Here is a 19,180-nt window from a genome sequence, read left to right as displayed (position 1 = left end):
TATTTGGGCGCCGTGCGCCGCCCCTGGAGGTTCCGCCATGACCAAGTTCCTGTTGTCCGTGCACGTCCTCGCGGCGATCCTCGCCGTCGGGTCGATCACCGTCGCCGCGTCGATGTTCCCGCGCTACGCGCTGCGGGCCCTGGGCGGCGACGGGGAGCCGGTCGACGATCGCGCCCCCGGAATCGCCGCGCTCCTACACCGCGTCTGCCGCGCCTACGCCGTCGCCGGCCTCGCCGTCCCCGTGTTCGGCATCGCCACGGCCGCGCAGCTCGGCGTCCTCGCCGACGCCTGGCTGATCGCCTCACTGCTCCTGACGACGATCGCCGCGGCGCTGCTCGCGCTGGTGATCCTGCCGGGTCAGCGGGGCCTGCTGGACAGGGCGGACCCGTCGGCCCCGGCCGACGGCGCGCGGCGCGCGGCGGCCCGCCTCGCCATGCTCACCGGCATCTTCAACGTCCTCTGGGCGACGGTCACCGTCCTGATGATCGTCCGCCCCGGCTCCACGACGGGAGCGTGATCGCCTTGCGTACGCTCCGTATCGCGGCGGTCGTCGAGGCGGCGTCCCTGGCCCTCCTCCTCGCCAACCTGCTCACCGTCCACGCCCGCCCGCTCTCGGGACTGCTCGGCCCGCTGCACGGCACGGCGTATCTCGTCGTGATCGCAGCCACGTGGATGCTTCCGTCGGGGTCGCCTCCGGGTACCCGGTGGCGCGCGCTGATCCCGGGCATCGGGGGCCTGCTCGCCCTACGTCGGGTCGAGAACCGGCCCCCAGGAGGGCCCTCCACGGCAGCGTGACCGTCTCAACGCGCACGCGCCGGGGCGAAGGGAATCCCCGAATTCATGCCACGGCGGCCGACTATGAGGGACTCACCGAGGAAGCTCAGGCCGATGGAGAGCTGGAGGGGGCGCGCCTCCTCATGCATGCCCATCTTCACGGCCAGGACGCTGAAGCCGGCCGCGACCGCCAGGGTGCCGATCACGGCGAGGAAGGTGCGGCCGGTGTACCGCTGCCACAGGACACCCCCCTTGTCGACGAGCTGAACGGTGGCGCCGCGGAGTGCGCCGAGTGCGGCGCCCAGGACGGCGCCCGCGATGATCCAGGTGAGATCGGTGCCGGTCAGATCCGTCTTCTTGATGAGGGCCATGACGCCTATCCCGGTCAGGATCACCGGGGCCGCGAAGAGGTCTCTCGCGTTGACCGGTTCACCGATCATCCGTTTGATCACGACCGCGATCACGACCACCGCGATGATCGCGGCGAGCAGCCAGGGGTTCACGCAGATACCATCCATCTTCACTTCGTAGCACGGCTGAGCTAAAAAAGGATGTTAGCTCGGGCGTGCTATAACGGCAACGTGCCAAAGATCGTGGATCCCATGGCCCGCCGCAGAGCGGTGGCGCAGGCCGTCCTGTCCGTCGCCGCCCGCCAGGGGCTGGAGCACGCGTCGCTGCGCAACGTCGCCGACGAAGCCGGGCTCGCCGTCGGCTCGGTCCGCCACTACTTCGCCGACCACGACGAGCTGATGGTCTTCACGATGCGGGAGCTGAGCCGGCGCATCGGCGAGCGTGTCCGCGCCCACGCCGAGCGGCTCCTGACTCCGGACGACCGCACTGACTGCACTGACCGCACCGACCGCACTGACCGCACTGACCGCCGGGTCGGAACGGAAGATCTCCTGGCCGAGTTCCTCCCCTTGGACGAGGCCCGCCGCCAGGAATCCGCGCTCTGGCTCGCCTTCACCGCCGCGGCGCTCACCCGTCCTGAACTGCGGCCCTGCGCCGACGAAATGCAGGCGAACCTGCACGCCCTGCTGTCCCGCGTACTGCATGAAGCCCGGTCCACCGGTGGGCTGCCGGGCGGCCTGGACGTCGAACTGGAGAGCACGCGACTGGCCGCCCTCCTCGACGGACTCAACCTCCAGGCAACGCTGCTGCCGGACCGCTTTCCGGCGGAGCTCCTCCGACAGGTACTGCGACGGCACCTGGACGCACTGGGGGTTGGTGGCTGAGGGTCGGTGGCTGAGGGTCGGGGGCTGAGGGTCGGGGGGCTGTCCTCCGGCCGACGCGTTCAGCCCGCGCGCTTCGCGGGCGTCAAGGTTCACCGATGACCCGGCCGCACGGGCTGCGGCTGCGGCTGCGGCTGCGGCTGCGGCTGCGGCTGCGGCTGCGGCTGCGGCTGCGGGATCACAGCATGCTCGGAGCCTGCGTGCGACCACGTCGGCCCGGAGCCGGGGCCTTCGCAGGTGGAAGGGGGTGGGGAGTTGGCCTCGCCGGGTGGTGGTCGTGGTGGTGCGGTGGGCCGGGCGTCACGTGACGTGTGGTGCCGTGCCGCGCCGCGCCGTCGCCTTGGCAAGGGGCCTGACCGAAGACACGGCGGGTGGGCGGGGTGCTGGAACTGTCGGGACGGGGGAGGCGCGTTGGGAGGTGGACGGCGCGGGCCGGGGGTGTGGTGGGAACTGGCGGTGCCGGGTGGGGGGCGGTGCCGGGACGGGGGCGGCGCGATGGGAAGTGACGGTGCGGGACGGGGGCGTGGTGGGAACTGGCGGTGCCGGGTGGGTGGTGGCTCGGTCGGCCAGAGCGCCGGGTGGATGGTGGCGCGATGAGTCAGGGCACCGCTTGGGCCACGCCGCCGTCTGGTGCGGGGCTTGGTCCAAGGCGGGGCGGCGCCGGGTGGGCAGTGCGACGGAGGCCCGGGCGCCGAGTGGGCCACGCCGCCGTCCTGGCGCGGGGCTTGGCCCAAAGCGCGGCGGCACCGGGTGGGCAGCGCGACGGAGGCCCGGACGCCGAGTGAGCCACGCCGCCGTCCTGGCGCGGGGCTTGGCCCAAGACGCGGCGGGGGCGAGTGGGTGGGGAGCGCTACGGAGGACAGGACGCCGAGTGGGCCACGCCGCCGTCCTGGCGCGGGGCTTGGTCCAAGGCGCGGCGGGGGCGAGTGGTTGGGGAGCTGGCGGTGCCAGGACGGGGGCGGCGCGATGGGAAGTGACGGTGCGGGGCAGGGGTGCGGTGGGAACTGGCGGTGCCGGGTGGGTGGTGGCGCGGTGAGTCAGGGCGCCGAGTGAGCCACGTCGCCGTCTGGCGCGAAGTTGGCCCAAGACGCGGCGGCGCCGGGTGGGCGGTGCGACGGTGGCCAGGGCGCCGAGTGGGCCACGTCGTCGTCCTGGCGCGGGCTTGGTCCAAGGCGCGGCGGGGGCGAGTGGGTGGGGGGCTGGCGGTGCCGGGACGGGGGCGGCGTGATGGGAAGTGACGGTGCGGGGCAGGGGCGTGGTGGGAACTGACGGTGCCGGGTGGGTGGTGGCGCGGTCGGCCAAAGCACCGGGTGGATGGTGGCGCGATGAGCCAGGGCGCCGCTTGGGCCACGCCGCCGTCTGGCGCGAGGTTGCTCCAAAGCCCGGCGGCGCCGGGTGGGCAGTGCGACGGAGGCCAGGGCGCCAAGTGGGCCACGCCGTCGCCCTGGCGCGGGGCTTGCTCCAAGGCGCGGCGGCGCCGGGTGGGCGGCGCGACGGCGGCCCGGGCGCCGAGTGGGCCACGCCGCCGTCCTGGCGCGGGGCTTGGCCCAAAGCGCGGCGGCGCCGGGTGGGCGGCGCGACGGCGGCCCGGGCACCGAGTGAGCCACGCCGCCTTCCTGGCACGAGGCTTGCTCCAAGACTCGGCGGGGGCGAGTGGGTGGGGAGCTGGCGGTGCCAGGACGGGGGCAGCGCGATGGGAAGTGACGGTGCGGAGCAGGGGTGCGGTGGGAACTGGCGGTGCCGGGTGGGTGGCGGCGCGGTGAGTCAAGGCACCAGGTGTCGGTGGTGGCGCGGTGGGCCACGGCGCAGCCCTGGCTCGGAGCCTGACCAAAGACTCGGCGGGGGCGGGCGGGTGGGGAGCTGGCGGTGCCAGGACGGAGGCAGCGCATGAGGAACTGGCCGGGCCAGGACGGAGGCAGCCCGTGGGGAGGTGGCCGGGTCAGGACGGGGGCGGCGCGCGAGGAGCTGGCCGGGTCAGGACGGAGGCAGTGCGCGAGGAACTGGCCGGGTCAGGACGGGGGCAGTGCGTGGGGAGGTGGGGCGGCGCCCAGCCGGGGGGCGGCGGGTAAGGAGTTGGGCGCCCCGCCAAGGTCCCGGCCCCGCCCCACCCCACCCCACCCCCCGCGCTACGTCGCGTCCCGCAGCGCCCCGACCAGCGCCTGCGCCCGCGGGTCCGCCGTAACCCCCTTGTTCATGCCGTTGGTGACATAGCCGAAGGCGAGGCCCGATTCCGGGTCGGCGAAGCCGAGGGCGCCGCCCCGGCCCGGGTGGCCGAAGGAGCCGGGACCGAGGAGCGGGGACGCGGCGCCGTGGAGCATGTAGCCGAGGCCGAAGCGGGTGCTGACGACCAGGACGCGGTCGGGTCCCGCGGACGCCTCGCCCCGCGCCAGCTCGACCGTGGCGGGAGTGAACAGGCGCTGCCCGCCCGGCACTTCGCCGATCAGCGCGGCGTAGAAGCGGGCCAGCGCGTCCGCCGTCGCGACACCGTTCGACGCGGGCAGCGCCGCCGCCCGGTAGGCGGAGTCGTTCTCGTCCGGCGAGGGATCGATCGCCCCGAACGCCCGACGGGTCAGCGACGCCGCGTCCTCGTACGCCTCCGCCACGTTCCGCTTGGGCCGCATCCGGAGCCCGCCCGGCCCCGCCGGAGCCTCGATGCGGCCGAGGCGACCGGCCCGGCCCGCCTCCGCGTCAGGAAGTCCGACCCACAGGTCGAGCCCGAGCGGCCGCGCGATCTCGTCCGCGATCCACTCCCCGACGGGCCGGCCCGTCACGCGCCGCACCAGTTCGCCGGTGAGCCAGCTGTACGTGTGCGCGTGGTAGCCGTGGTCCTCGCCGGGCTCCCAGAAGGGGGCCTGCGCCGCGACCACCGCGGCGGCGAGGTCCGGGTCGAGCGCCTCGGCGGGCGTCAGCGGCCGGTCCAGGGCGGGCACCCCCGCGCGGTGCGCGAGCACGTGCCGGACCAGGACGCGCTCCTTGCCGCGCGCCTTGAACTCCGGCCAGTAGGAGCCGACCGGAGCGTCCAGGTCGAGCTCCCCGCGCTGGTGCAGGAGGAGCAGCGCGGCGGCCGCCACGCCCTTCGTCGCCGAGCGGACGATCTGCGCGGTGCCGCGCCCCCAGGGGGCGTCCCCCGAATCGAGGTCGCCATCGAGGTCACCGTCGACGTCGCCGTCGAGATCACCGTCGACGTCGCCGTCGAGATCACCGTCGACGTCCTTCGTGCCGCCCCACAGGTCCACGACCCGGCGCCCGTCCCGGTACACGGCCACCGCCGCGCCCCGCTCCCCGCGCTCGGCGAAGTTGCGTACGAAAGCGTCCCGTACCGGCTCGAAACCGGCCGCCACCGTGCCCTGCACCCGAGCGGCCCCACCTATGACGTCGTCCATGACAAGGCCAACAGCGACCCTACGGCAACGATTCCCTAGCCCTTTGCCCGTACAGTCTTCGGATCGAAGCCAAAGGGCAGTTCCAGGCGGTGTGCGCCCATCAGGTCCTCGTCGCCGAGCAGCTCGCCCGTCGGCCCGTCCGCCGCGATGACGCCCTCGCTGAGGATCAGGGCGCGCGGGCACAGCTCCAGGGCGTACGGCAGGTCGTGCGTGACCATCAGGACCGTCACGTCCAACGACCGCAGGATGTCGGCGAGTTCGCGGCGCGACGCGGGATCGAGGTTCGACGACGGCTCGTCCAGGACCAGGATCTCCGGCTCCATCGCGAGGACCGTGGCCACCGCGACCCTCCTGCGCTGCCCGAAGGAGAGATGGTGCGGCGGGCGGTCCGCGAACTCCGCCATGCCCACCTGCCCCAGCGCCTTGCGCACGCACGCCTCCAGCTCCGGCCCCCGCAGCCCCGCCGCCGCGGGCCCGAAGGCCACGTCCTCCCGCACCGTCGGCATGAACAGCTGGTCGTCAGGGTCCTGGAAGACGATGCCGACCCGGCGCCTGATCTCCGCCATGTGCTCCTTGCCGACGGGCAGCCCGGCCACGGTGACCGTGCCCGCGCCGCCGGTCAGGATGCCGTTCAGGTGCAGGACGAGGGTCGTCTTGCCGGCGCCGTTCGGCCCGAGCAGGGCGACGCGCTCGCCGCGCGCGACGGTGAGGTCGACGCCGAAGAGGGCCTGGTGCCCGTCGGGGTAGGCGTAGGCGAGGCCGGAAACCTCCAGAGAGGCGGCAGCAGTCACAGGGTCCATCCCAACAGGCATACGACGAGTGCGGTCAACGGCAAGGTCAGCGCGTACGTCCACTGCGCCCGTGAGGCGGTCACGTCGTCGATGACCGGCATCGACCCGGCGTAGCCACGGCTGACCATCGCCAGGTGCACCCGCTCCCCCCTCTCGTACGAGCGGATGAAGAGCGCGCCCGCGGACTTGGCGAGGACGCCCCACTGCCGCACACCCCGCGCCGTGAAGCCGCGCGACTCCCGGGCGATCTTCATGCGGCGCATCTCGTCCGTGATGACGTCGCCGTACCGGATCATGAAGGAGGCGATCTGGACGAGCAGCGGAGGCAGCTTCAGTCGCTGGAGGCCGAGGAGCAGGGAGCGCAGCTCGGTCGTGGCGGCGAGGAGTACGGAAGCGGCGACGCCCAGCGTTCCCTTCGCGAGGACGTTCCAGGCGCCCCAGAGCCCGTTGACGCTGAGGGACAGGCCGAGGACGTCGACGCGCTCGCCCTGCGCGACGAACGGCAGCAGCACGGCGAACGCCACGAACGGGACCTCGATCAGCAGCCGCTTCAGCAGGAACCCGGCCGGGACGCGGGCGGCGTACGCGACCACGCCGAGCAGCACCGCGTACAGCCCGAAGGCCCACATCGCCTCGCGCGGCGTGGAGACGACGACGATCACGAAGCAGAGGACCGCCGCGAGTTTGGTGTGCGGGGGCAGCGCGTGCACCGGCGAGTGACCGTGCCGGTAGAGCCGGTGGGCGTGGCCCGCACCCACGTCAGGCCTTCTCGGAAGCGGGAGCCTCGGGTACGGCGGCCGGAGACGTGTCGTCCGTACCTGGCGACGTGTCGTCCGTACCCGGAGACGTGCGAGACGTGTCGTCCGTACCCGGAGACGTGTCCTCCGTACCCGGAGACGTGTCGTTCGTACGACGCCTCCGCAGCGTCCAGAACACCGCCGTCCCCGCGACCACCGTGACGCCGACGCCGATCACGCCCGCGAGGCCGCCGGAGAGGCGCGTGTCGGTGATGTCCTCGACGCCGTAGTCGGCGAGGGGCGAGTCCGCGGTCGCGTGCTCCTCGGCCTTCTTGTCGATGCCCTTGTCGTGGGCGACCTTCTCCAGGCCGTCGGGGTCCGCCGAGGCGTAGAAGCTGACGAAGCCCGCGAGGACGAGGGAGGCGATGATGCCCGCGATCCAGACCGGGCGGGTGGAACGGGAGGCGGCGCGGGAGGCGGCGACCGGCGCTGGGGCCGGCGCGGAAGCCGGGGCGGACGCCGGGGCGGGCGCGTCCACCAGTTCACCGCCGACCCGCAGCTTCAGCCGCTGGGTCAGGCCCCGCGCCCCGTACACGAGGTCCGGTCGTACGGCGATGACGGCGCCGACCGTGAGCGCGGTGATCGCGGCCTCGCCGATGCCGATGAGGACGTGGACGCCGACCATCGCGGTGGCGACCTTGCCGATGGAGACGTCGGTCGTGCCCCCGATAGCGTAGATGAGGGTGAACGCGATCGCGGCGGCCGGCACGGACAGCAGCGCGGCGACGAAGGAGGCCACGGTGACGGAGCGGCGCCCGCGGGGCAGCACCTTCACCAGGCCGCGGAAGACGAGGTAGGCGACGACGGTCGTGACGATCGCCATGTCGGAGATGTTCACGCCGAGCGCGGTCAGGCCGCCGTCCGCGAAGAGCACGCCCTGCATGAGCAGGACGACGGAGACGCAGAGGACCCCGGTGAAGGGCCCGACGAGGATCGCGGCGAGCGCGCCGCCGAGGAGATGTCCGCTGGTCCCGGCCGCGACGGGGAAGTTCAGCATCTGCACGGCGAAGATGAAGGCCGCGACCAGACCGGCGAGCGGGGCGGTCCGCTCGTCCAGTTCGCGCCGGGCGCCCTTGAGGCTGACGGCGACGGCGCCCGCCGCGACGACCCCTGCGGCCGCGGAGACCGGGACATTGATGAACCCGTCGGGGACATGCATGCGCGCACTCCTGGGCAGGCGCCCTGAGAGGGCGGAAGGCTCGTGAACCGTTCAATGCTCGTGAACCGTTCAATGATAGGGCCTTCTTGCAAACGGTTTGCAAGAGCGCGGCTGTCCCGATTCGCCTACGCCGACCGCCAGGTCCACCAGGTCCACCCAAGGCCAAATTCCGCATATATGGGACATTGGTGAGGAAGTACCCGTAAGGATGAGGAGTTCAGCGATGTCCGCAGTCGAGCAGTACGCACGCGCCCACCTCGTCACGGACTCCTCCGAGGGCCACCGCGCCGTCCCCGTCGTCCTCCACTACGACGCGGAGGCCGACCCGCACGCGGTGCGGATCGGCCTCCCCGGCTCCCCTCATCGGGTCTTCTCCCGGCAGCTCCTGGAGCGAGGGCTCCGGGCGCCCGTGACCTCCGGCGACGTCCACGTATGGCCGTGCGGGCGGGTCCAGACGGTCGTGGAGTTCCACGAGGCGGACGGGGTGACGGTCGTGCAGTTCGACGCGTCGGCGCTGATCCGCTTCCTGCGCCGCACCCACGCGGCCGCCACCCCGGTCGCCCCTTGAGGTGTACGTGCATCTGACGCACGTCGTACGTACGTCAGATGCACGCCGTACGCACGTCAGACGCGGGCCGGGCCGTACGCACGTCAGATGCGCGCCGTACGCACGTCAGACGCGGGCCGGCTCCCGGTCCGGGGTCGCGTTCTTCTCCGCCGCCGTACGCAGCCCCTCGCCCTCGACGTCGACGTTCGGCAGCGCGCGGTCCAGCCACCTGGGCAGCCACCACGCCTTCTTGCCGAGCAGCGCGAGCACCGCGGGCACGAGCGCCATGCGGACGACGAACGCGTCGAAGAAGACCGCGATCGCGAGGCCGAAGCCGATCATCTTCACCATCTGCTCGCTGGAGCCGATGAAGCCCGCGAACACCGCGATCATGATGACGGCCGCGGCCGAGACCACCCGTGCCCCGTGCCGGAAGCCGGTCACGACCGCCTGGGCGGGGCGCTCCCCGTGGACGTACGCCTCCCGCATCCGCGTCACGAGGAACACCTCGTAGTCCATCGCGAGGCCGAAGACGACGCCCACCATGAAGATCGGCATCATCGACATGATCGGGCCGGTCTGCTCGACGCCGAAGAGCGAGCCGAGCCAGCCCCACTGGAAGACCGCGACGACCGCACCGAGTGCCGCGAGGACCGAGAGCAGGAAGCCGAGGGCCGCCTTGAGCGGGACGAGGATCGAGCGGAAGACGACGATCAGGAGCAGGAAGGCGAGCCCGACGACCAGGGCCAGATAGGGCAGCAGGGCGTCGTTGAGCTTCTGCGAGACGTCGATGTTCATGGCCGTGGTGCCGGTGACCATGATGTCGGCGCCGGAGTCGGACTTGATCTGCGCGCCGGTGTCGCGGATCGAGTGGACCAGGTCCTCGGTCTCGATGCCGCTGGGCTTGGAGGACGGGACGACGCTGATGATCGCGGTGTCTCCGGCCTTGTTGAGCATCGGCTGGGCGACGTTCTGGACGTCGTCGAGCTTGGAGATCGTCTTGGTGATCTCACCGGCCGCGGCCTTGGGGTTCTCGGCGCCCTTGAGGTCGCCGACGACCATCAGCGGACCGTTGAACCCGGGCCCGAAGCCGTCCGAGACCAGGTCGTACGCCTTGCGCTGGGTCGTGGACGTCGGCTGCGCGCCGTCGTCCGGCAGGCCGAGCTCCAGCTGCGAGACCGGGATGGCGGCGGCGCCGAGGCCGACGATGCCGACGAGCAGCACGGCGACCGGGCGGCGGACCACGAACCGGGCCCAGCGGGTGCCCATGTTCTCCTTCGCCTCGCCGGATGCTCCCGCGGCCTTCTTCTTGCCGCCGCCGAACAGCCTGCTCTTCTCCCCCATGGGGAGGACCCGCTTGCCCGCGTAACCGAGCAGCGCAGGGATGAGTGTGAGCGCGATGAGGACGGCGATGACGACCGTACCGGCCGCGGCGAAGCCCATCTTGGTGAGCATCGGGATGTTGACCACGGCGAGGCCGACGAGCGCGATGACCACGGTGAGTCCGGCGAAGACGACCGCGGAGCCCGCGGTGCCGACGGCCCTTCCCGCCGCCTCCTCGCGGTCGCGGCCGTCGGCGAGTTCGCCGCGGAAGCGCGAGACGATGAAGAGCGCGTAGTCGATGCCGACCGCGAGGCCGATCATCATGGCGAGCGTCGACGTGGTGGTGCCGAGGTCGAGGGCGTTGGCGAGCGCGGTGATGGACGAGACGCCGATGCCGACGCCGATCAGCGCGGTGATCAGGGGCAGTCCGGCCGCGATCAGCGAGCCGAAGGTGATGACGAGGACGACCGCCGCGATCGCGATGCCGATGATCTCGGTGGAGCCGGTCTCGGGCATGGCCTGCAGCGCGTCGCCGCCCACCTCCACCGTGAGCCCGGACTCGCGCGCGTCGTCGGTGGTCTTCTCCAGCGCGTCGCGGTCCTCGTCGGACAGCTCCATCGAGGAGACCTTGTACGAGACGGCGGAGTACGCCGTCGAGCCGTCCTTGCTGACCGTCCTGGTCGCGAAGGGGCTGTCCGCGCGGGCCACCTGGTCCGAGCCCGACTTGATGGCCTTGATGGTCTTCTCGATCTCGGCCTTGTTGGCCTTGTCGGTGACCTTCTCGCCGTCCGGCGCCTTGAAGACGACGCGGGCGCTCGCCCCGTCCGCGCTGGCCTCGGGGGCCCGCTTCTCCAGCAGGTCGAAGGCCTTCTGGGCCTCCGTGCCGGGTATGGAGAAGCTGCTGGAGGCGGCGGTGGGCGCCGACGCCGCGCCGACTCCGGCGAGCGTCAGGAGCGCCACCCATATGAGGGCGACGAAGTGGCGTCGCCTGAAGGCGAGTTTGCCGAGTTTGTAGAGGAAAGTGGCCACGAGGGCGTACTCCCGGTCAGGTCGTGGTGTCCGGATTGGGCAGGGGGAATCAGCCCGACGACTTGAGCGGTGGCGTCAGGTGCGGGGGTGGGGAGAGGGGCGGGGAGAGGGGTGGGTCAGATGCCGAGAGCGGGGAGGATCACGGCATCGATGTAGGAGGCGAGGAAGTCGCGGTCGACCGGGCGGTCCTCGATGAGGTCCCGGGCCACGAAGGCGCCGACCATCATGTGGACGGCGAACTTCAGCGCCGGATTGTCCGCGGCGATCTCGCCGCGGTCCACCGCTCTGCGCAACAGGTCGTTGAGGCCGGTGAGCTCCGGCTCGATGAGCAGGTTCCGCAGTGCCTGGTGGAGTTCGGGGTTGTCGTGGACGGCATGGAACAGGCCCCGCATCAGCGCGGCGTCCTTCTCCATCTGGCAGTCGTCCGAGCGGGCCACCATCTCGTACAGGTCGCCGCGCAGCGAGCCGGTGTCGATGTCCGCGAGGGACACCGGCTTGTCGTGCCGCAGCGCCTTGGCGATCAGCTCCGGCTTGCTCCCCCACTGGCGGTAGAGGGTGGCCTTGCTGGAGCGGGTGCGGGCGGCGACGGCGTCCATGGTGAGGGCGTCGTAGCCGACCTCGCGGAGCAGGTCGAGCACGGCCTCGTACAGCTCGGCCTCGCGCTCCGGTGTGATCCGGCTGCGTCGTGTCGGTGCCGCTTCCGTCATGATCTCCACCTCCTCCGGGTGCCCCGGTCGCCGCGTACGAAACGGTTTCGTACGCCATGACTGTACGCCGCCCGCCTAACGAAACGAAACCGTTTCGTACGTGTGCTGCATCACGTGCCCGCCCGCGTCACGTGCCCGCCCGCGTCACGTGCCCGGCCCGCGTCACGTGCCCGGCCCGCGCTGCATCACGTGCCCGGCCCGCGCTGCATCACGTGCCCGGCAGAAGTTGCCGCAGCCCCCGGAGCGGAAAAGCATGGACAGGTGACCGACGCGCGCGACGATGCCCAGGACGACCACGCCGACCACGCCTACCTGCGTTTCCCGCACCTCAGCGGCGACCGCCTCTGTTTCGCGGCCGAGGACGATCTGTGGGTGGCGCCCCTCACCCCGGAAGGCACCCCCGCCGGCCGGGCCTGGCGGCTCACCGTCGACCGGACGAAGGTGAGCCATCCCCGCTTCTCACCGGACGGCCGCCACATCGCGTACACGACCTGGCGCAGCCTCGACCCGGAGATCCATCTGGCGCCGGTGGGCGGCGGGCCCTCGCGCCGCCTTACCTACTGGGGCAGCACCGACACCCGGGTCTGCGGCTGGTCCCCCGACGGCGACATCCTCGCCGTCTCCTCGCACGGCGAGCCCTTCTCGCACCTCTGCTGGGCCTACAGCGTGCCCCTCGACGGCTCCCCCGGCGGCAAACTGCCCTGGGGTCCGGTCTGGGACATCGCCGTCACCGACTCGCTCGCCGACAGCGACTGCGATCGCAAGACGCTGCTTCTCACCGGCAAGCCTCCGCACGAACCCGCCGCCTGGAAGCGGTACCGGGGCGGCGCGACGGGCCGCCTGTGGGTGCACGGCGAGCAGATCCTCGCCGACCTCGACGGACACCTGGACTCCCCCATGTTCGTGTCCGGGCGCATCGCCTTCCTCTCCGACCACGAAGGCGTCGGCAACCTCTACTCCTGCCTGCCCGACGGCTCCGACCTGCGCCGCCACACCGACCACGACACCTTCTACGCCCGGCACGCGGCCGCCGACGGCACCCGCGTCGTCTACCAGTGCGCGGGCGACATCTGGCTCGTCGACGACCTCGCGGCGGACTCCGTGCCGCGCCGGCTCGACGTGCGGCTCGGCGGGCCGCGCGCCGGACGGCGGGTCTACCAGGTGCCGGCCGCACAGCACCTCGACGCGCTCTCCGTGGACGCGACGGGCCGGGCCAGCGCCGTCGTCGTACGCGGCTCCCTCTACTGGCTCACCCACCGGGACGGCCCGGCCCGCACCATCACCGACACCCCGGGCGTGCGGGTCCGCCTCCCCGAGATGCTCGGCACCGGCGGGCAGGTCGCCTATGTCACCGACGCCGAGGGCGAGGACGCCGTCGAGATCGCCTATCTGCCGCGGGCCAGCGGCGCCCGCGAACCCCGCAGGCTGGCGAGCGGGCGGCTCGGCCGCGTCCAGGAGCTGGTGGCCGACCGCGACGGCGAACGCCTCGCCATCGCCTCGAACGACGGCCGGCTGCTCCTCGTCGACACCGCGGAGGACTCCGACGGCGAGGTCACCGAGCTGATCCGGTCCGTCAACGGACCCGTCCGCGACCTCGCCTTCTCCCCCGACGGCTGCTGGCTGACCTGGTCGCACCCCGGCATCGGCCGCTCCCTGCGCCAGATCAAGCTGGCGCGCATCGCGGGCCCCGGCATGCGCGCGATCGTCGACGTCACCAACGGGCGCTTCGAGGACGAGAACCCCGTCTTCACCCGCGACGGCCGCTATCTCGCCTTCCTCTCCTGGCGCGGCTTCGACCCCGTCTACGACGTGCACACCGGTGACCTGTCCTTCCCGCTCGGCTGCCGCCCCTACCTCGTACCGCTGTCCTCGGCGACGCCGTCCCCCTTCGCGCTGCTGCCCGACGGGCGCCCGGTGGCGGGCGGCCTCGACCCCGCCGACGGCGCCGGGGGCGACGGCACCACGACGGTGGAGGTCGAGGGGCTCGCGTCCCGGGTCACGCCGTTCCCGGTCGCCGCGTCGAAGTACTCGGCGCTGCAGCCCGTCAGCGGCGGCGGCCTGGTCTGGCTGCGCTGGCCGATCTCGGGCGCGCTCGGCGAGACCTTCGTCAACCCCGCCGACACCTCGGGCCGCCCCACCCTCGAATACTTCAACATCGCCAAGGCCAAGAAGTCCCAGCTCGTCGACCACCTCGACTGGTTCGCGCTCAGCGGCGACGGCTCGCGGCTCGTGGTCGTCGACGAGGGCGACCTGAGCGCCGTGCCCTCCACCGAGCAGGGCGACCTCGACACGACGGTCTGGATCGACCTGCGCCGCATCCTCCACGAGGCCGACCCGGCCGCCGAGTGGCGCCAGGCGTACGAGGAGGCGGGCCGCGTCATCCGCGCCTACTTCTGGGACCCCGGGATGTCCGGCATCGACTGGGACGGGGTGCTCGCGCAGTACCGGCCGCTGGTCGAACGCGTCGCCTCCCCCGACGAGTTCGCGGACCTGCTCCGCGAGGTACTCGGCGAACTGGGCACCTCGCACGCGTACGTCTCCGCCGCCCGCCGCAACGAGGGCCCACCGCACTACCAGCGCGCCATGGGCCTGCTCGGCGCCAACCTCGTGCACCGGGACGGCGGCTGGATGATCAAGCGCATCCTGCCCGGCGAGTCCTCCGACTCCAAGGCTCGCTCACCGCTGGCGGGCGCGGGCATCAGGGAAGGCGCGATCCTCACGCACATCGACGGCCGGCCGGTCGACCCGGTCACCGGCCCCTTCCCCCTGCTCGCGGCGGCGGGCGGCACGACCGTCGAGCTCACCTTCGAGCCCGCGGAGGGTGCCGGGGTCGGCGCCACGGAGGGCACCAAGGAGGGCGAGGGCAGGCCCCGCCGGGTCGCGATCGTCCCCCTCGTCAACGAACGCCCCCTGCGCTACCAGGACTGGGTGGCCAAACGCCGGGAAGTGGTCCGGGAGTTGAGCGGCGGCAAGTGCGGCTACCTGCACATCCCCGACATGGGCGGCTCGGGCTGGGCCCAGTTCAACCGGGACCTGCGCCTGGAGGTGGACCGGCCCGCCCTGATCGTGGACGTGCGCGGCAACGCGGGCGGCCACATCAGCGAACTGGTCATCGAGAAGCTGACGCGCAAGATCCTCGGCTGGGACCTGACGCGGAACGCCCAGCCGGTGTCGTACACCTCGAACGCGCCCCGCGGCCCGGTGGTGGCCCTCGCCGACGAGGCGACGTCCTCCGACGGCGACATGATCACAGCGGCGTTCAAGCTGCTCGGGCTCGGTCCCGTCGTGGGGCAGCGCACCTGGGGCGGTGTGGTCGGCATGACCGGGCGGCACGCGCTCGGTGACGGCACGGTGATCACGGTGCCGATGAACGCGGGCTGGTTCGACGCGTACGGCTGGGGCGTGGAGAACCACGGCGTCAGCCCCGACCTCGACGTCCTGCGGACACCGCTGGACTGGGCGGAGGGGCGGCACGCCCAACTCGACGACGCGGTACGGCTCGCGCTGGACCTCCTGGAGCAGAACCCGGCGGTCCCGCCGCCCGACTACTCGGACGCCCCGGACCGCAGCAGGCCCCCTCTGCCGCCCCGGCCGTGACCACACCCCTGACCTGGCCGCATGATCGAAATGCGAAGAACGCCCGCCCGTGTAAATCTGATCGAGGCCCCATCCCCCACCCAACAACGGGAGTGAACCGCATGGGCATCAAGGACCAGTTCCAGGACAAGGCTCAGGACCTCGCCAACAAGGCCAAGGACGGCATGGGCGACAAGAGCGACGAGGCGCGCGACCGCGCCTCGCAGGCCCAGGACGAGGCGAGTGAGCGGTCCTCGCAGGCCCAGGAGCAGCGGGACAAGTTCGACCGGGACTACGACGCCTGACATCGAGCTCGCACGCATGAGGCCCCCGGGACGCCGGGGGCCTCATGCGGTGGCAGGGACGTCAACTCCCCGCGCGGGCCGCCTCGTCCGCCGAGCCGCCCGCCCCGACCAGCCCGGTCGACACGGTGCCGAGCCGCGGCTCGAAGCGCTTCATCTCCCGCTGGCCGACCGCCCCGATGACCGAGGGCAGATAGCCGCGAATGCCCTGCATGCCGCGCAGCCACCACTGCGCGTACACATGGCTTGAGCGCCGCTCGATGCCCGCCACGATCCGGTCCACGGCGGGACCCAGCGGGTACGTCTTGTTGGACGGCCACGGCAGCCGCTGCCGCAACTCCCGCATCACGTCGTCCTGGTCGGCGCCCCGCACCATGTCCGTGTCGGTCCATGACAGATAGCCGACACCGACCTTGACGCCCTTGTAGCCGACCTCGGCCCGCAGCGCGTGCGCGTACGCCTCGACGCCCGACTTCGACGCGCAGTACGCCGTCATCATCGGCGCCGGGGTGATCGCGGCGAGCGAGGCGATCTGCAGCAGATAGCCGCGGCTCTCCATGAGGACGGGCAGGAAGGCCCGGCCCGTCACCGCGCTGCCTATGAGGTTGACCTCGATGACGCGGCGCCACGCGTCCGGGTCGGACTCCAGGAAGGGCCCGCCGCTCGCCACGCCCGCGTTGGCGACGACGATGTCGACCTTGCCGAAGTGCTCCTTCACCTCCTGGGCGACGCGCGCCATCGCCTCGTGGTCGGTGACGTCCGCGTGCCAGTGCGCGGACTCGGTGTGCAGCCGCGCCGACACCTGCTTCAGCTCGTCCGGCTCCAGGCCGACGAGCGCGACCTTCGCGCCGCGCGCCGAGAGCTTTCGCGCGAGCAGCTCACCGACTCCGCGCGCCGCACCCGTGACGACCGCGACCTGACCCTCCAGGCTGACCCTGCTCATGCGCTCTCCTCGACCTGTACGTACGTTCCGACGAGTTGCCTGATCCGTCCTGTGACGGCCTCCGGCGCCTCGATGGGTGTCATGTGTCCGACGCCGGTCAGCTCGGTGAGCCCCAGGCACTCCGGCAGCGCGGCCGCGATCCGGCGGGCGTGCACGACGGGCGTGAGCCGGTCGGCCGTTCCGGCGATGACGGCGGTGGGAACCTTCAACTCGCTCACTTCTACGTCGAGTTGCAGGGCGTCCAGCACGTGCGACCAGCCGTGCCGCACGACTCGCGGGCACGCGTGCACGATCCGCGCGCAGGCGTCGACCTTGTCCGGCGACGCGCCGGGGCCCATCGTCGCGTACTTGAGGACGCGCTTGGCCAGCGGCGTGACGGGGCCGAGCGGCGCGCGCGAGCCGAGCACCGACCGCGTGACGCGGGTGCGTGCGCGCCCGGCCCGCAGCAGCGGCACCACCATCGCCTCGGCGACGAGGGACGAACTCCCCGTGCTGCACAGCAGGACGGCGGCCGCGTGCTCCCTGACCTTGTCCCGGCCGCCCGCCGCCATGAGCGTCATGCCGCCCATGGAGTGCCCGACGAGCACGGCCTTCTCGCCCGGCGCGAGCGTCGCGGCGAGGACCGCTTCGAGGTCGTCGGCGAGCGCCCGCGTGCTGTACCCGTCGGCGGCCGCGGGCGCGCCGCTTCGCCCGTGGCCCCGCTGGTCGTAGGCGATGACGCGGTGGTCGGCGGCGAGGTCGCGTATCTGCGCGGCCCAGAACGCCGTCGAGCAGGTCCAGCCGTGCGCGAGCACGACGGCGGGCGCCCCTTCGGGGCCGTGCACCTCGACGTGGACGAGGGCGCCGTCGGCGGAGACCGCGGTCAGTTCCCGCGTGGCGGGGCTCATGCGCCCGCCTCGACCTTCTCCGTACGGGAGTCCGGCGCGGCCTCCGGCGGCTTCGGGGCGCGCAGCACCTCGTACTCGGAGAGGTCGACCCGGCGCGTCGCCGCCCGGAACTCGGTGGTCGTGCCGGGCCAGACCGTCGTGTTGACGCCGTTCTCGTCGAGGTACCAGCTGTTGCAGCCGCCGGTGTTCCACACCGTGCGCTTCATCCGCTCCTGCACCCGGTGGTTCCAGGCGCTCACGGCGTCGGGCCGGGCGGCGAGGGCGGCGCGGCCTCCCCCAGTGCCTCGAGGGCCCGGGGGGAGCCTCAGGACGTCCAGCTGCCGCAGGTAGTCGGCCATGTAGTTCAGCTGCGACTCGATCATCAGGATCATGGAGGAATTCCCGAGCCCGGTGTTCGGGCCGATGATCGTCATCCAGTTGGGGAAGCCGGCCGCGGTCGCGCCGCGCAGCGCGTTCATGCCGCCCTTCCAGCTCTCCATGAGCGTCTGGCCCTCGTCGCCCACCACGCGCTCGGCGATCGGCATGTCCGTGACGTGGAAGCCGGTGCCGAAGATGATCGCGTCGACCTCGGTCTCCGTGCCGTCGGCGGCGACCACGGTGTTGCCGCGCACCTCGGTCAGACCGCTGGCGACGACGTCCACATTGGGCTTGGCGAGCGCCGGATAGTAGGTGTTGGAGAGCAGGATGCGCTTGCAGCCGATGCGGTACGTGGGCGTCAGCTTGGCCCGCAGCGCCGGATCCTTGATGGCCCGGTACATGTTGCGCTTGGCGATCTGCTCGACCATGCCGAGCTCGTTGGGCCGCTTGGTGAACGCCTGGACCTGGAGCTCCCGGATGCCCCACAGGATGCCGCGCCGGGCCTGGGTGGTGAACGGCAGCTGCTTGTGGAGCCAGCGCTCGGCGCCGGTGATGGCGCGGTCGGCGCGCGGCATCACCCAGGGGGGCGTGCGCTGGAAGAGCGTGAGCTTGCCGACCCGCTTCTGGATCTCGGGCACGATCTGGATGGCGGAGGCGCCGGTGCCGATCATCGCGACGCGCTTGCCGCGCAGGTCGTAGTCGTGGTCCCAGCGGGCCGAGTGGAAGACCTTGCCGGGGAAGGTGTCGATGCCCGGGATGTCGGGGGTCTTGGGGTCGGAGAGCGGCCCGGTGGCGGAGACGACGACGTCGGCGCTGTAGCTGCCGTTGCTGGTCTCGATCTCCCAGCGCAGCTGGTCGGCGTCCCAGCTCATCAGCTTGACCTCGGTGTTGAGGCGCAGATGCGAGCGCAGCCGGAACGTGTCGGCGACGTGCTCCAGGTACTCCTGGATGTGCTCCTGACCGGAGAAGGTGCGCGGCCAGTCGGGGTTGGGCGCGAAGGAGAACGAGTACAGGTGCGAGGGCACGTCGCAGGCGCAGCCCGGGTAGCTGTTGTCCCGCCAGGTGCCGCCCACCGCGCCCGCGCGCTCCAGGACGACGAAGTCGGTGATGCCCTCGCGGCGCAGCCGCACGGCGGCACCGAGGCCGCCGAAGCCGGATCCGATCACCGCCACCCGAACGTGCTCGTGCTCTGTCATTCCGCCGCCTCCCGGAAGTACCTGAACCCTGCCAGTGTCTACTGGCGCAATTGGGAGCGTAAGGCAGTCGCGTACTCATGGGTAGGGGTCCGGCGGGGGAAAGTTACCGGCGGTACCACCAGCTGCCGTCCGGGCGACCACCGACCACCGCCCGGATAGGCTTCCCCACGTGGCAGA

16 protein-coding genes are annotated in these 19,180 nt (G+C 72.2%); 6 read left to right on the top strand and 10 right to left on the bottom strand.

Annotated features, from left to right (window positions below):
• Positions 1–37 precede the first annotated feature (37 nt).
• Positions 38–517, top strand: a complete 480-nt coding sequence (locus tag AB0N81_RS04715; protein ID WP_365355621.1) for a hypothetical protein — start codon at positions 38–40, stop codon at positions 515–517.
• The gene (locus AB0N81_RS04710; protein WP_365355619.1) at positions 514–795 is read left to right on the top strand and encodes a hypothetical protein; all 282 of its coding nucleotides are present in this window, start codon (positions 514–516) and stop codon (positions 793–795) included. Before AB0N81_RS04715 ends, AB0N81_RS04710 begins: the two co-directional genes overlap by 4 nt.
• A 5-nt stretch (positions 796–800) precedes the next feature.
• Here the strand turns inward: AB0N81_RS04710 and AB0N81_RS04705 are convergent, their stop codons facing one another.
• Positions 801–1,292, bottom strand: a complete 492-nt coding sequence (locus AB0N81_RS04705) for a DUF1453 domain-containing protein (protein ID WP_365355618.1) — start codon at positions 1,290–1,292, stop codon at positions 801–803.
• A gap of 63 nt (positions 1,293–1,355) precedes the next feature.
• On the opposite strand from AB0N81_RS04705, the gene AB0N81_RS04700 reads away from it, so the two are divergent.
• Entirely contained in the window at positions 1,356–2,009 is a 654-nt protein-coding gene (locus AB0N81_RS04700) for a TetR family transcriptional regulator C-terminal domain-containing protein (protein ID WP_365355616.1), read from the top strand.
• Positions 2,010–4,132: 2,123 nt separating this feature from the next.
• On the opposite strand, the gene AB0N81_RS04695 is transcribed toward AB0N81_RS04700, so the two are convergent.
• From AB0N81_RS04695 to AB0N81_RS04680, 4 genes are read right to left on the bottom strand one after another with little or no spacing between them, the layout of a single operon-like run.
• A complete protein-coding gene (locus tag AB0N81_RS04695) occupies positions 4,133–5,389 on the bottom strand; it encodes a serine hydrolase domain-containing protein (protein WP_365355615.1) in 1,257 nt (418 codons plus the stop codon).
• Between the two features lie 35 nt (positions 5,390–5,424).
• Positions 5,425–6,189: an ABC transporter ATP-binding protein gene (locus AB0N81_RS04690; protein WP_365355613.1), complete on the bottom strand. Its 765-nt coding sequence runs from the start codon at positions 6,187–6,189 to the stop codon at positions 5,425–5,427.
• Positions 6,177–6,938 (bottom strand): cobalt ECF transporter T component CbiQ, encoded by a 762-nt coding sequence (gene cbiQ, locus AB0N81_RS04685; RefSeq protein WP_365355611.1) that lies wholly within the window; start codon positions 6,936–6,938, stop codon positions 6,177–6,179. The genes AB0N81_RS04690 and cbiQ overlap by 13 nt, the downstream gene beginning before the upstream one ends.
• A 1-nt stretch (position 6,939) precedes the next feature.
• On the bottom strand, positions 6,940–8,136 hold the full coding sequence (locus AB0N81_RS04680; RefSeq protein WP_365355610.1) for an energy-coupling factor ABC transporter permease: 1,197 nt from the start codon (positions 8,134–8,136) through the stop codon (positions 6,940–6,942).
• A gap of 223 nt (positions 8,137–8,359) precedes the next feature.
• Between AB0N81_RS04680 and AB0N81_RS04675 the strand changes: the two genes are divergently transcribed.
• Positions 8,360–8,704 (top strand): SsgA family sporulation/cell division regulator, encoded by a 345-nt coding sequence (locus AB0N81_RS04675; protein WP_365355609.1) that lies wholly within the window; start codon positions 8,360–8,362, stop codon positions 8,702–8,704.
• A 105-nt stretch (positions 8,705–8,809) separates the two neighbouring features.
• On the opposite strand, the gene AB0N81_RS04670 is transcribed toward AB0N81_RS04675, so the two are convergent.
• The gene (locus AB0N81_RS04670) at positions 8,810–11,035 is read right to left on the bottom strand and encodes an MMPL family transporter (RefSeq protein ID WP_365355608.1); all 2,226 of its coding nucleotides are present in this window, start codon (positions 11,033–11,035) and stop codon (positions 8,810–8,812) included.
• Positions 11,036–11,151: 116 nt separating this feature from the next.
• On the bottom strand, positions 11,152–11,742 hold the full coding sequence (locus AB0N81_RS04665; RefSeq protein ID WP_365355607.1) for a TetR/AcrR family transcriptional regulator: 591 nt from the start codon (positions 11,740–11,742) through the stop codon (positions 11,152–11,154).
• A gap of 261 nt (positions 11,743–12,003) precedes the next feature.
• Here AB0N81_RS04665 and AB0N81_RS04660 point away from each other — a divergent pair, with 261 nt between their 5' ends.
• Both AB0N81_RS04660 and AB0N81_RS04655 read left to right on the top strand, forming a co-directional pair.
• Positions 12,004–15,339: a S41 family peptidase gene (locus AB0N81_RS04660; protein ID WP_365355606.1), complete on the top strand. Its 3,336-nt coding sequence runs from the start codon at positions 12,004–12,006 to the stop codon at positions 15,337–15,339.
• Positions 15,340–15,440: 101 nt separating this feature from the next.
• Positions 15,441–15,623, top strand: a complete 183-nt coding sequence (locus tag AB0N81_RS04655; protein ID WP_365355605.1) for an alanine-zipper protein — start codon at positions 15,441–15,443, stop codon at positions 15,621–15,623.
• 61 nt (positions 15,624–15,684) lie between these two features.
• Here the strand turns inward: AB0N81_RS04655 and AB0N81_RS04650 are convergent, their stop codons facing one another.
• The 3 genes from AB0N81_RS04650 to AB0N81_RS04640 are packed head-to-tail and all read right to left on the bottom strand — an operon-like array spanning position 15,685 to position 19,003.
• The gene (locus AB0N81_RS04650; protein ID WP_365355603.1) at positions 15,685–16,563 is read right to left on the bottom strand and encodes an SDR family oxidoreductase; all 879 of its coding nucleotides are present in this window, start codon (positions 16,561–16,563) and stop codon (positions 15,685–15,687) included.
• Positions 16,560–17,450, bottom strand: a complete 891-nt coding sequence (locus AB0N81_RS04645) for an alpha/beta hydrolase (protein ID WP_365355601.1) — start codon at positions 17,448–17,450, stop codon at positions 16,560–16,562. Before AB0N81_RS04645 ends, AB0N81_RS04650 begins: the two co-directional genes overlap by 4 nt.
• Positions 17,447–19,003, bottom strand: coding sequence for an NAD(P)/FAD-dependent oxidoreductase (locus tag AB0N81_RS04640; RefSeq protein WP_365355599.1), 1,557 nt, complete (start codon positions 19,001–19,003; stop codon positions 17,447–17,449). The genes AB0N81_RS04645 and AB0N81_RS04640 overlap by 4 nt, the downstream gene beginning before the upstream one ends.
• Positions 19,004–19,180 lie beyond the last annotated feature (177 nt).

It is taken from the genome of Streptomyces sp. NPDC093510 (assembly GCF_040683555.1).
In the GTDB taxonomy this organism is placed as follows: domain Bacteria; phylum Actinomycetota; class Actinomycetes; order Streptomycetales; family Streptomycetaceae; genus Streptomyces.
Note: the sequence above shows the minus strand (reverse complement) of the source record. Positions and strands in the feature narration are given on the sequence as shown.

What these genes read in the sequence shown, in the direction of transcription:
- AB0N81_RS04715 (WP_365355621.1), top strand. Translation starts at nt 38, where the DNA reads ATGACCAAGTTCCTGTTGTCCGTGCACGTCCTCGCGGCGATCCTCGCC.
- AB0N81_RS04705 (WP_365355618.1), bottom strand. Translation starts at nt 1,292, where the DNA reads ATGGATGGTATCTGCGTGAACCCCTGGCTGCTCGCCGCGATCATCGCG.
- AB0N81_RS04695 (WP_365355615.1), bottom strand. Translation starts at nt 5,389, where the DNA reads ATGGACGACGTCATAGGTGGGGCCGCTCGGGTGCAGGGCACGGTGGCG.
- AB0N81_RS04690 (WP_365355613.1), bottom strand. Translation starts at nt 6,189, where the DNA reads ATGGACCCTGTGACTGCTGCCGCCTCTCTGGAGGTTTCCGGCCTCGCC.
- AB0N81_RS04680 (WP_365355610.1), bottom strand. Translation starts at nt 8,136, where the DNA reads ATGCATGTCCCCGACGGGTTCATCAATGTCCCGGTCTCCGCGGCCGCA.
- AB0N81_RS04675 (WP_365355609.1), top strand. Translation starts at nt 8,360, where the DNA reads ATGTCCGCAGTCGAGCAGTACGCACGCGCCCACCTCGTCACGGACTCC.
- AB0N81_RS04665 (WP_365355607.1), bottom strand. Translation starts at nt 11,742, where the DNA reads ATGACGGAAGCGGCACCGACACGACGCAGCCGGATCACACCGGAGCGC.
- AB0N81_RS04655 (WP_365355605.1), top strand. Translation starts at nt 15,441, where the DNA reads ATGGGCATCAAGGACCAGTTCCAGGACAAGGCTCAGGACCTCGCCAAC.
- AB0N81_RS04650 (WP_365355603.1), bottom strand. Translation starts at nt 16,563, where the DNA reads ATGAGCAGGGTCAGCCTGGAGGGTCAGGTCGCGGTCGTCACGGGTGCG.
- AB0N81_RS04645 (WP_365355601.1), bottom strand. Translation starts at nt 17,450, where the DNA reads ATGAGCCCCGCCACGCGGGAACTGACCGCGGTCTCCGCCGACGGCGCC.
- AB0N81_RS04640 (WP_365355599.1), bottom strand. Translation starts at nt 19,003, where the DNA reads ATGACAGAGCACGAGCACGTTCGGGTGGCGGTGATCGGATCCGGCTTC.